The sequence below is a fragment of the Paenibacillus sp. sgz302115 genome (genome assembly GCF_056120445.1).
Map to the genome: position 1 here is coordinate 1 of NZ_JBVYOK010000045.1, position 11,672 is coordinate 11,672.

Below are 11,672 nucleotides of genomic sequence, written 5' to 3' on the forward strand. Positions count from 1 at the left end.
TCATGGAATTGGTTGACCAGAATCCTCTTTACGTCAAGCTGGAATCCATGCGCACAGCGGTTTTCGAGAAGAATGTGGATGCGGAAACCATGCTAAACCAGAAAATCAATTTGTACAAACTAATGTCAGAGTTAGTGACCATTATTGGCGAATCTCAAGCAATAACCCCAGAGGATGTAATGGAGATTCTTCAGGCTGAGGCCTCCATTATAACCGGCTGCAAATTATCAGCCACATTGCCCAAGGAAGTTATGGATATCATCGAGCAGAATGGTCTGGATGGACTTCAGCGTGATTTTAAAGAAGATGTCCGGAAAACGATGAATTGTTATCTGGATGGGTATTATAAGAATTATATAGTCATTCGTAGTTAAAGTTCTAGCATCCATGAAGATGATTGCGTATACGATTTTGGTGAGATCAGAAGGGGACTCCTCGATGCCGTACGGGTTGGTTTCGTGATCCTGAATGTCTCGGCTACCTATAATTATTATCGAGAATATACATAATACTTCTACATTCACTCAGAAGAAAACAAAACACCGGGAGGTTCAGACTTTGAGAAAGCTCTCTAATTTATTTCACAACAGGATGGACTATGGTAATTCCGACTCTACAATTAGCGGATATATCTTCTTGATGTTTCTAACCACGCATATTTTTATGGAATTCCTTCTTCTTTTTCTGGATCTAAAGCTGGCAGCAACATACAATGTATTTTCGATTGTTGTCTTTGCAGGATGCATCTACTTAAATCACATTGGGAAATCCAATATTGCGATTCTTTTGGGAGGTCTTGAGGTTGCAGTCTTTGCAGTGATTACCACAATGACGGGAGGATGGTCGCTGGGATTTTATCTGTTTATCTTTACAACAATTGCCCAAATATTTTTTTCTCATACGCTAAATAAATGGCCAAAAATCCTCCTGTCGGCGATGATCATCATTGCCGCTGTAGGATTAAAAATTGCAAGCCTTGATGTTCAAATACCGGTGTCGAGATGGGTGGAAACCGCAGTATACAGTTTTAATTTCTTCGGTTCACTTACGGGCGTGGGTTTATTCTTTTTCTACTTTGATGGACAGCGAAGGGCTCTGAATAAAGAGACAGAAAAAACCAAAGAACTGGTAGGCAATTTGGAACGCATGTTCCAAACGAATCATCTTGTTGCAGAAAGAGTGGAGGATATCAGCAATCAATTTGCCCAAACGTTTAAAGAGAACCTAGATTCGCAAATAAAGATCGGGCATTCGGTAGAATCTGTGGCACTGGGTAGTCGAAGCCAAAAAAACACCAATTTCGAGATGGTTCAAAAAGTATATGATTTTGGAGAAATGGTTGAAAATCTGAAGTTGTCCGTTGGACAAATCCATCAAAAATCCAATCAGGTATTGGATCTTAATGCACAAGGCTTGGATCATATACACTTGCTTGACAACATGCTAACCGACAACAAAGAAGAAACGCGCGATCTTCAATACGCAGTATCCGAATTGCAGCAACGTGCCCACGAAATCAGCAAGATTGTTGATGTCATTAAGTCGGTTTCTGACCAAACCCATTTATTAGCCCTCAACGCATCTATAGAAGCGGCAAGTGCAGGAGAGCATGGGAGGGGCTTTGAGGTTGTGGCTCTGGAAGTTCGCAAGCTGGCCGCAGAGTCCAGAAAGGCAACCGAAGAAATTGGGCGTATGATACAAAATATAACCAAAAGTATTCATCTGGCAGATCGCAATATGGAGAAAGTAAATGCGATTGTAGGGAAGCAAAAAGAGCTATCGGATGATTTGGAAGAAAAATTTAAAAATATAGAATCGGAAATTCAAACCGTAACGAACGAGATTCATTCCGCGAATCGGGATATTGTTGAAATTACTCAATTTAAAGAGAAGATCATTGAACTGGTTGATGCACTGTCTGACATTTCGGAGAAGAACAATGCTGCTACGGAGCATATTTCGGATACGGTTAAGGTCCAGAGTTCCTCCATGCAAAATGCAAATACCATTTTGACGGAATTATTATCTTTGTCCCATAATTTGGTGAATCGAGGTGCCTGATTTCTTAATTGCAGCTTGATAGCGAAGGAGAGGAATTCGGGTCATGACAAAAAAACAATCAACTACAGCTGTTGTCGCGGGGGCAACCGGACTCGTCGGACAGCAGCTTGTGAAGCTGTTGCTTAATCACCCGGCTTATCGCCGCGTCATTGTGTTTGTGCGGCGGGATCTGGGTATTTCACACCCTAAGCTGGTGCAAAGACTTATTTCTTTTGAGCGTCTTGAAGATGAACTAGATGAGGAAACCGTTAAACAGGCTGACGTTTTCTGTACGTTAGGAACCACGATTAGACAAGCTGGCAGTCAGGAGGCATTTCGGCAAGTAGACTATGCCTATCCTTTGGTACTGGGAAAACAAGCAAAGAGATATGGTGCAGCCAAAATGGTCATCGTTACGGCAATGGGCTCATCTGATCAGTCGAAGCTTTTTTACAATCGTGTAAAAGGAGAATTGGAGCGGGATTTAATTGCTTTGAATTTTCCGAGACTGGTCATATTGAGACCTTCCTTTATGCTCGGGAATCGAAAAGAGAAACGTCTGGGAGAGCGAGCCGGCATTATTGCATTCCAGTTGTTGCGCCCCTTCATGATTGGTCCTCTCTCCCAGTATAAGGCCGTACACAGCTCAGATGTTGCTCAAGTCATGGTTGAAGCAGCACGCCGGAAAACGCCAAAGTTGGAGTTCATCGGGTCAGATGACATTGCTCGAAAAGCAAGCAGCTTAAATGCCTGACAAGCATTTATACCCTTTTGTAAATTGGATGGGAGGAAGTCGCCGTATGGCGGCTTCTTCTCATTATAAGTAGCGTGAATTTTTCGAAACAAAGGATCGAATGAGCTCGAGCACAGGCATGTCATCCACAGTTTGAAGGCAGTCATTCGTTAGTAGTGTTCTTTTTTGCATATGGTAATAATCCATGAGTGCCTCCTCAAGCAGCAACCCGTGGCGGATGAGAAAGGATGGATCGAGAATTCGACGTAACACTATTTCGTCATTCAAGACGAATATGGCTGCATTTACTCGGTTGAAAATCCCTTGTTCCAGGCCGAGCTGATACAGCTCCTCAAGCTGCTTAAAACGAAAATGCTGGGCATCGACTATTTCCTCATATAGTGATGGATAATTGAGCTTGAAATCCTCAAAAAACTGCTCAGGAAAATAAAAATTGGTCATTAAAGATTGTTCAAACGATTTTTGGTAACGATCCAGAAGCGAATCATTCTCGCTAAAGGAAAACATATCTTCATTGCGTAAATAGTCCTTGAAAATTGAAATTACCGAGGAGAGAATATCTTCCTTGGACGCGAAATATTTGTACATGGTTACTTTGCTTACATCCATACACTTGGCCATGTCTTCAGCACGCATGGAAGTTAGGCTTTCCTTCCTAGCCCGGTGTATTAATTGAAAGACCATGATGCGACGGGTTTTATTGCGTTGATCGTCAATCATTGTTCGTTCCCCTCCTAACTTTACAATGGGTATTATAACACGAATTTCAGATGACAAAACTATATAAACTGAATTAACTGAAAAAGTTGATTTAGTTAAATTAGTTTGATATTATAGTTTTTGTAACAGACATCAATCCAAATGTGTGTGGAGGCGATTTTAATGAAAACATGGTTTATTACAGGCACTTCAAGAGGTTTCGGACGAATGATGACAGAGAAGCTTCTGGAGCGAGGGGACCGGGTTGCTGCAACAATTCGTCAAGAGCACGCCTTGGATGATTTGAAGCAGAAATATGGAGAACAGCTTTGGGTGGCGAAATTGGATGTCACTGACTTTGCAGCTGTTAAACATGTTGTGAATCAGGCCTTTGAAGAACTAGGACAAATTGATGTCATTGTAAATAACGCAGGATATAGCTTGTTTGGCGCAGTAGAAGAGGTTAGTGATGAACAAATTGCGCATCAGTTCAACACCAACTTTATGGGTTCTCTTCAAGTTGCACGAGCTGCAATTCCTCATTTGCGAGCCCAAGGCGGTGGTCGCATTTTGCAGGTATCCAGTATGGCAGGTCAGGTAGCTATGCCAGCTGTTAGCATGTACCACGCATCAAAGTGGGCTGTGGAGGGCTTCTTTGAAGCACTCGTGCAGGAGGTTGCACCGTTTAACATTCAAGGGACCCTGATCGAGCCGGGCGGCGCACGAACAAGCTTTGGTAGCGAGGGCATCGTAGTCGCAGAGGCAATGACGGAATATGAGGGTACTCCCGTGGGCCATATTCGGGGTTTGATTAGCGGTTATGGCGGAGACATGATTCCTGGCGACCCATTGAAGATGGTTGAGGCTATGATTAAAGCGGCTGATCTGGAAACGGCACCCCTCCGGTTAACTCTGGGAAGCGATGCTTATAATGCCATTCATAAGAGCTTATCTGATCGCTTGGCTTTGCTGGAGCAGCAGAAGGAAGTAGCCCTTTCTACCGATTTCAAAGCTAAAGAAGCCTAAGCCTTAAAAGACATTGCATTCCTATCACATTGAAAATAAAGAGAAGTTTATATAATATAACAAAAGTTAATGGAGGCGAAGAAGCATGAAAACATGGTTTATTACAGGTACCTCTGGCGGGTTCGGACGAATTATGACGGAATTGCTGTTAGAGAGAGGAGATAGAGTTGCTGCTACGCTACGAAAGCCTGAGTCATTGGAGGATCTGAAGGAACGCTATGGAGAACAATTGTGGATTGCAGCTCTGGATGTAACGAATACTGATGAAATTCAAACTGTTATCCATCGTGCCTTTGAGGAGCTTGGTCGTATTGATGTCATTGTTAACAATGCCGGCTATGGTTTGTTTGGAGCAGCAGAAGAGGTAAGTGACAAGCAAATGGATCATATCATCCGGACCAATATCGTCGGATCTCTCCAAGTGACGCGTGCAGCCTTGCCTCATCTTCGCTCTCAAGGTGGCGGCCGTATTCTGCAATTATCCAGCAGCGCCGGGCAAACAGGACTTCCGGCTATTAGCATGTACAACATGTCCAAATGGGCCGTTGAGGGCTTCATCGAAGCACTGGCACAAGAGGTCGCCCCGTTTAATATTCAGGCAACGCTGATTGAGCCAGGTTCAGCTCGAACCAACTTCTCTGGAAGCAGCCTGGTATTGGCTGAGCCGATGGACGAATATGCGGAAACACCTGTCGGCTTTATGCGACAAATGGCAGAGCAAAGCGCTCGCCATGTGCCAGGGGATCCCGTCAAAATGGTGAAAGCCATGATTCATGTAGGTGATGCTGAAAAAGCACCGCTCCGGCTGACATTGGGAAGCGATGCTTATGAGGCTATTCATAAAAGTCTAAGCTCTCGCCTGGCAGCGCTTGAAGAGCAGAAGGACACGGCATATTCAACTGATTTTGAGGATTAAGCTAATAATATAATAATAGAAAGGGAATGGGTATGGATTATATAAAGTTAGGCAATACAGGCTTGGATGTCTCAAGAATCGCTCTCGGTTGTATGAGTTACGGCGATCCTGAACGCGGCAGACATCAATGGACCTTAAACGAAGAAGAAAGTCGGCCCATGATCAAGAAAGCCCTGGAACTGGGTATCAATTTTTTCGATACAGCGAACGAATATCAAAAAGGGAGTAGTGAAGAGATCGTTGGCAGAGCACTTAAGGACTATGCTAACCGAGATGAGGTGGTCATCAGTACTAAAGCGTTTGCTGCAATGAGAGAAGGGCAAAATGCAGTAGGGCTTTCCCGAAAGGCGATTATGACGGAGATTGATCACAGCTTACGGCGTCTAGGAACTGATTACATTGATCTTTATCAAGTCCATAGCTGGGACTATAATACGCCCATTGAAGAGACAATGGAAGCATTGCATGACGTTGTAAAGGCTGGGAAGGCGCGCTACATTGGAGCGTCTAATATGTATACATGGCAATTCCAAAAAGCGCTTTATACAGCTGAGCGCCATGGCTGGACCCGCTTTGTCAGTATGCAAAATCATTTGAATCTGCTGTACCGCGAGGAAGAACGGGAGAAATTGCCGTTTTGCAAAGAGGAGAAAATCGGTGTCATTCCATGGAGCCCATTGGCCAGAGGCAGATTGACACGAAACTGGGATGAGACAAGTTTTCGTGCAGACAATGATGTATTTGGCAAGGTTCTCTATCAAGCTACAGCAGAAGCGGATCGAAAAGTCATCGAATCGGTGAAGGAGGTGGCGGAAGCCCGTGGAATACCACGTGCTCAGGTCGCTTTGGCATGGGTGCTGCAAAAGGAAACGGTTACCGCTCCGATAGTGGGAGCCACAAAGGAGTATCATTTAACTGACGCTGTAGCGGCACTGGACGTGCGATTGACAACCAAAGAAATTGAGAAACTTGAGGAAGCGTATGTTCCTCATCCAGACAACCTTACGTTTTATACTAAACAAAATGCTTTGATGAAATCTGCAGCCGCTCCGTCTGTTAAGTGAAAAACGAGAAATGAGAAATGAGAAATACTAATGGGTCGTCTTCATGTGGGACGATCTTTTTTGTGCAAGGAGAAACCCGAGGAGAGCAATTTTTCATTTGTAAACTGGAGGGGGATAACAACAAAAATTTAATTTATATTAACCGAAAAAAGTACAATAAAAACGATGAGAAGTTATTGATTTAGACCGAAGAAAATAAAATTAGCTCGTCAGCATCGTTGTACTGCGGGAAGCCTTCGACACGATGAATGATAAATGTGTGACACTGGTGGAGCAGCGGAATTTATTTTTCAATCGACAGAATCTGTGAGTATCCAGTTTCTTTTGGCCAAAGGATCGGGAACAAGGTTTCATGAACGCACCAATGATACTTACCTACATCGGTATGTATAACCTATCGATACATAATTCGGTCCATGAATGTAAGGACATTGATTCGGAGCAATTGTTGTGTGATAAAGTATTGTTGATAACACCTTCCTTCTCCCATTTCCAGAATCCTTCAAGGAAATTGAGTTCCGTTGGTATAAGCGGGAGGAAGCGATTAGTGCTATTTCGCCTGGTCAATCTGGTTTAAAGTACAATCTGAAAGACGCAGTGAGGTGAAACATGTTTCAAGCTATAAATGAGCAAAATCGGATACAGAAAATTCCAAAAGATAATCTGGAAGCAGCGCCCCTTTCTAGCAACTCATAAAAAATTAATGTTTTTGCGGTGTAACAGTGTTAGTAGTAAGCTAGGACGCATTGCCGGGAAACCCTGTGCATCGTTTACTACTCAGGATAAGCAGCTTCATGTCCGCTTGTATTAACATGGTCGCGAATAGTACGAATGTCCTTCAGCGGCGGCAGCCCAAAGAACCGTTTGTACTCACGGTTGAACTGCGTCACACTTTCGTATCCAACTTCGAATGCGGTTGAGGTGACATCAGTATCGTCAGTAAGCAAAATTCTGCGTGCTTCCTGAAGCCGAAGTTGCTTCTGATACTGGATCGGGCTCAGAGTAGTGACGGATTTGAATTTGTGATGTAAGGTAGAAGGGCTCATGCCGCCTGCTTGGGCAATCTCCTCTACGCTAAGGGTACGTTCATAGTTTGCTTTGACGTAATGGATAGCCTTGCTGATGCCTACTGCATCATGATGCAGTAGCATGTTATTGTAAAATCGCGCGCCGTCCTCGTCAGTCAGCAAGCGGTAAATCAGCTCACGCTTCGTGCTCGGCGCAAGAAAAGCCGCCGCTTCACTGTCTGTAGCCAGTTGAAGAAGCCGCTCAAGCACATGCAGCACTTCAAACCCAGTCTTGCCGATAAACGCACCTTCTGTCAGCTGATTCTCGCCAGCAGCTTTGAGCTTGGCATCCAGAGCAACAGAGGCAATCTCGTCAGTTGTAAAAGAAATTCGGATGGCTAAGTACGGCGCTTCCTGCGTGGCTTGGGATACCTGGCCCTTGATCGGCATATCGATGTTGGATGCGATATAATCTCCGGCTCCATAGTTGTAGGTATTATTGCGGACAATCAGAGTTTTGTTACCTTGAAGGACTACACATATCCCAGGCTGGAAAAAACCGTATTGAATCGTGGTCGGCTGATCCGCCTTCAGCAGCGAAACAAATGATATGCCGGTCTCGCGGATGCCGCGGGCAAAGGAATAAGAATTGCAAAGGTGCAGCAACCGCTGTAAAATAACTGAACGCTCTTCGGTATGTTGGGGCATAAGCCTCCTCCTCTCTATAAGCCTCTTCAACACGGCAGCCTTCCGGTTTGGGTATACATATCCGAATCATCGGAGTTTTAGGCAAGAATCAGGCACAATCCGACTATCCCCTCAATTATAATCTCATTACAATTAAAGACACAAGCCACCGAATAAAGGCTTGCCAAATAACAAAAAAATAAAATAAGGGAGAGGACTACATGTCAAAAGTATGGTTAATTACTGGAAGCGGCAACGGACTCGGCCGACATATTACGGAGGCTGCGCTTGCCAAAGGGGAGCGCGTAGTCGCAACAGCCCGTAATATCGAGCAGTTGGATGATCTGGTTAAGCAATATAGCGATCAGATCCGGGTTGCGACGCTAGATGTGACCGATGAGGAAGCGGCACAAGCGGCGGTTCGGCTTGCGCAGGACGCCTTCGGACGGCTTGATGTCCTGGTAAACAATGCAGGCTATGGCGATATCCGCCCCTTCGAAGAAACAAGCTCCGAGGATTTCAGGAAGCTGATGGATACCTGCTTTTACGGGGTGGTTAATCTGACTCGCGCGGTATTGCCCGTTATGCGCAAGCAGCGCAGCGGGCATATCCTTCAGATTTCATCGGTCGGCGGACGGTTCGCAACTCCGGGAAGCGCGGCTTACCATGCAGCGAAATGGGCGGTCGGCGGCTTCACGGAGACGCTGGCTATGGAAACGGCTCCCTTCGGCGTTAAAATCAGCGCCCTGGAGCCTGGGGGAATGCGAACGAACTGGGTAAACCGCGCGATCATCAACCGTCCGCAATTGCTTCCGGACTACGAAGCTTCGGTAGGCGAGCTGCTGCGAATGATGGAGGGTTTGCGGGGCCAAGAGAAGGGCGACCCGGTAAAGGTGGCAGAGGTAGTGATTCAGCTGGCTTATGCGGACGAACTGCCTGCACATTTGCTGCTTGGGAAAGAGGCTGCGCAGGGTGCTGAACTAGCTGAAAAACAGCGTGCTGCCGATGCCGAAAAGTGGCATTCAGTTACTATCTCAACGGAATATGAATGATGCAAACAAAGTCCGTTAGAGGGAGACTATGCTATGAATAAAAAAGCGGCAATCGTTACAGGAGCTTCATCAGGCATTGGCAAAGCAACTGCAATTCAATTAAACAAAGAAGGCTATACGGTTTATGCCGGATCAAGAAGAGTTGAACAAATGAAGGATCTCGAAAAAATAGGAATAAAGACCCTGAAACTGGATGTCACGGATGAAAAGTCTAATCAAGATTTTGTCGATTATGTCCTTTCTGCATCGTCCTCCATTGATGTTATTGTAAACGCAGCAGGGTATGGTTCTCTTGGAGCTTTGGAAGATGTCCCCTTACAGGAAGCCAGGAATCAGTTTGAAGTTAACGTCTTCGGGGCAATGAACTTAACACAATTAATTTTACCGACTATGCGCAAACAAAAGTCCGGAAAAATCATAAATATTTCATCGGTTGGTGGACAAATCTACTCTCCGCTTGGAGGTTGGTATTATGCCTCTAAACACGCGCTCGAAACTTTGAGCGATACCTTAAGGAATGAGCTAAAACCATTTGGCATTGATGTTATTATTATTGAACCGGGAGGCACAGATACAGGCTGGCAAGAGGTGGCAAACGAAACGATGAAGAAATCTACACCTCACAATTCTGCCTATCGAAAATTAGTGGAGCAATTCGCAGCGATGAGTTCGGATAATTATGCCACTTCCCCAAATAATATCGCTGAACTTATTCTTAAATCAATTAAAGACAAGAAACCGAAAACGAGATACCAGCCCAGTATGAAGGAAACCATGATCGTATTAGCTGCTAGAAAGCTTCCATATAAATTGTTTGACAGAGTGATAGAAGGTCAAATGAGGAGAATGATGAAATAAACTATAATATTGAGCTAAATAGTTGATGGCCATGTGTACTTGCCTGAGTAGTCTATGAAAGACCCTACTAAGTAGATAGAAAAAGCGTTCTAAACAAGCGACCTTAACAGTCCTTTGTTAAGCCCCCTTTTGACTGATAAAACCCCGTCATCAAATCTATAACGAAGCTTCCGGCTTCTTGGCACAATCATCCCGCAATCAATTTTCTTGATTGCGGGATGATCTGCGTTCTTTAAACGTGCTTGATTGCTCTGCCAAGGCAATATTTGCACTAATAACTAAACTAATCCCCAGGACAGATAATAATAATTTTCTTATAATGGTCCTCTAATCTCCTTTCGCAAAATAAATACGCCTCGTGAATCGTGGACGAACATGTTGATTAGCCTTGTATTCCCTTCTGAGGGGGGGATGGTGCTTGTTCTTCTCGATGTGGGCACAACTAAGGATCTCTTTTTTGCTGTCTAGATTCTATGTAGCGTTATAGAAAAGCCCCCTTTCACAATACCATCCTACATAAATTAAAAATGAGATATTCTGAACGTTGACAATTGATTCTGAGTCACTTATAATTGACTCAGAATCAAATACGAAAATACGGAGGTTTTATCCATGAGTCAAAAAGTTGTATTAATTACAGGTGCATCATCGGGAATCGGTAAGGAGGCGGCCATCGAGCTGAAAAATAAAGGTTTTACGGTTTATGCGGCTGCGCGGCGCATCGACAAAATGCAGGATATTGCGACAAAAGGCATTCGTCCCATTTCCTTGGATGTCACCAATGACGAATCCATGATTCAGGCCGTCAATGAGATCCTTAAAAAGGAAGGAAGAATAGACATTCTGATTAATAACGCAGGGTATGGTTCTTATGGGGCGGTTGAAGATGTACCTCAGGAGGAAGCCCGTCGTCAAATGGAAGTAAATGTGTTTGGGCTTGCTAGAATGATCCAGCTTGTGGTGCCGAGTATGAGGAAAAATCAATTTGGAAAAATTGTTAACGTAACTTCAATGGGAGGTAAAGTTTGGACCCGATTTGGTGGCTGGTATCATGCGACAAAATTTGCGGTCGAAGGTCTTTCGGATTGTCTTCGTTTGGAATTGGAACCGTTCGGAATTGATGTCGTCGTGGTGGAGCCTGGCGGAATTAAGACGGAATGGGGTTTTATTGCTGCTGAAAACCTTAAGAAGGTATCTGCCAAGGGTGCATATGCAGAGGAAGCTAGCAAGGTAGCCGATGGTATGATAAAGAATTATACAGGTAATCAATTATCAAAGCCGGCGTTAATCGCGCGCACCATTACTAAGGCAGTAACTGTTAAGAAACCCAAAACACGTTATCTTGTAGGTTTTATGGCAAAACCTATGGTATTCATGAAAAATATTTTTGGAGATCGTGCTCACGATAGAATTATCAAAATGTTCAGCTAAGCAGACAATATAATCATTATGAAAAGGGTGGATACTATGGCTAAGTTTGATCCTTTGTTACCGAAAACAACAACGTACTGGAAAACGGACGGCATTTTCTTTATCAAGCATACGAATTTTTTTGTAACCATGGAGGAA

10 protein-coding genes and 1 pseudogene are annotated in these 11,672 nt (G+C 44.2%); 9 read left to right on the forward strand and 2 right to left on the reverse strand.

Annotated elements, in window-relative coordinates; genetic code table 11:
- The 3 genes and pseudogenes from AC0LWN_RS32440 to AC0LWN_RS32450 all read left to right on the forward strand — a co-directional run.
- Positions 1–374, forward strand: a pseudogene (locus AC0LWN_RS32440) (TetR/AcrR family transcriptional regulator); the annotation flags it as partial.
- A 184-nt stretch (positions 375–558) separates the two neighbouring features.
- Entirely contained in the window at positions 559–2,061 is a 1,503-nt protein-coding gene (locus AC0LWN_RS32445; protein WP_474672704.1) for a methyl-accepting chemotaxis protein, read from the forward strand.
- 43 nt (positions 2,062–2,104) lie between these two features.
- Positions 2,105–2,794, forward strand: coding sequence for a Rossmann-fold NAD(P)-binding domain-containing protein (locus AC0LWN_RS32450; protein WP_474672706.1), 690 nt, complete (start codon positions 2,105–2,107; stop codon positions 2,792–2,794).
- A gap of 63 nt (positions 2,795–2,857) precedes the next feature.
- Here AC0LWN_RS32450 and AC0LWN_RS32455 read toward each other — a convergent pair whose 3' ends face one another.
- Entirely contained in the window at positions 2,858–3,514 is a 657-nt protein-coding gene (locus tag AC0LWN_RS32455) for a TetR/AcrR family transcriptional regulator (RefSeq protein ID WP_474672708.1), read from the reverse strand.
- A gap of 162 nt (positions 3,515–3,676) precedes the next feature.
- Between AC0LWN_RS32455 and AC0LWN_RS32460 the strand changes: the two genes are divergently transcribed.
- From AC0LWN_RS32460 to AC0LWN_RS32470, 3 genes are all read left to right on the forward strand, one after another.
- On the forward strand, positions 3,677–4,519 hold the full coding sequence (locus tag AC0LWN_RS32460; RefSeq protein ID WP_474672710.1) for an SDR family oxidoreductase: 843 nt from the start codon (positions 3,677–3,679) through the stop codon (positions 4,517–4,519).
- Between the two features lie 85 nt (positions 4,520–4,604).
- Positions 4,605–5,435 carry an SDR family oxidoreductase gene (locus AC0LWN_RS32465; RefSeq protein WP_474672712.1) on the forward strand — a complete coding sequence of 277 codons (831 nt, stop codon included), beginning with the start codon at positions 4,605–4,607 and terminating at the stop codon, positions 5,433–5,435.
- 32 nt (positions 5,436–5,467) lie between these two features.
- On the forward strand, positions 5,468–6,499 hold the full coding sequence (locus AC0LWN_RS32470) for an aldo/keto reductase (protein ID WP_474672714.1): 1,032 nt from the start codon (positions 5,468–5,470) through the stop codon (positions 6,497–6,499).
- 773 nt (positions 6,500–7,272) lie between these two features.
- On the opposite strand, the gene AC0LWN_RS32475 is transcribed toward AC0LWN_RS32470, so the two are convergent.
- Complete coding sequence (locus tag AC0LWN_RS32475) at positions 7,273–8,214, reverse strand: AraC family transcriptional regulator (protein WP_474672716.1); 942 nt, start codon at positions 8,212–8,214, stop codon at positions 7,273–7,275.
- A 200-nt stretch (positions 8,215–8,414) separates the two neighbouring features.
- Here AC0LWN_RS32475 and AC0LWN_RS32480 point away from each other — a divergent pair, with 200 nt between their 5' ends.
- From AC0LWN_RS32480 to AC0LWN_RS32490, 3 genes are all read left to right on the forward strand, one after another.
- A complete protein-coding gene (locus AC0LWN_RS32480) occupies positions 8,415–9,245 on the forward strand; it encodes an oxidoreductase (RefSeq protein WP_474672718.1) in 831 nt (276 codons plus the stop codon).
- 33 nt (positions 9,246–9,278) lie between these two features.
- On the forward strand, positions 9,279–10,103 hold the full coding sequence (locus AC0LWN_RS32485; RefSeq protein WP_474672720.1) for an oxidoreductase: 825 nt from the start codon (positions 9,279–9,281) through the stop codon (positions 10,101–10,103).
- Between the two features lie 612 nt (positions 10,104–10,715).
- Entirely contained in the window at positions 10,716–11,534 is an 819-nt protein-coding gene (locus AC0LWN_RS32490; RefSeq protein WP_474672722.1) for an oxidoreductase, read from the forward strand.
- Positions 11,535–11,672 lie beyond the last annotated feature (138 nt).

Excerpts from the sequence above, each read along its gene's own strand:
- AC0LWN_RS32470 (WP_474672714.1), top strand. The coding sequence starts at position 5,468 with ATGGATTATATAAAGTTAGGCAATACAGGCTTGGATGTCTCAAGAATC.
- AC0LWN_RS32490 (WP_474672722.1), top strand. The coding sequence starts at position 10,716 with ATGAGTCAAAAAGTTGTATTAATTACAGGTGCATCATCGGGAATCGGT.
- AC0LWN_RS32485 (WP_474672720.1), top strand. The coding sequence starts at position 9,279 with ATGAATAAAAAAGCGGCAATCGTTACAGGAGCTTCATCAGGCATTGGC.
- AC0LWN_RS32465 (WP_474672712.1), top strand. The coding sequence starts at position 4,605 with ATGAAAACATGGTTTATTACAGGTACCTCTGGCGGGTTCGGACGAATT.
- AC0LWN_RS32475 (WP_474672716.1), bottom strand. The coding sequence starts at position 8,214 with ATGCCCCAACATACCGAAGAGCGTTCAGTTATTTTACAGCGGTTGCTG.
- AC0LWN_RS32460 (WP_474672710.1), top strand. The coding sequence starts at position 3,677 with ATGAAAACATGGTTTATTACAGGCACTTCAAGAGGTTTCGGACGAATG.
- AC0LWN_RS32450 (WP_474672706.1), top strand. The coding sequence starts at position 2,105 with ATGACAAAAAAACAATCAACTACAGCTGTTGTCGCGGGGGCAACCGGA.
- AC0LWN_RS32455 (WP_474672708.1), bottom strand. The coding sequence starts at position 3,514 with ATGATTGACGATCAACGCAATAAAACCCGTCGCATCATGGTCTTTCAA.
- AC0LWN_RS32480 (WP_474672718.1), top strand. The coding sequence starts at position 8,415 with ATGTCAAAAGTATGGTTAATTACTGGAAGCGGCAACGGACTCGGCCGA.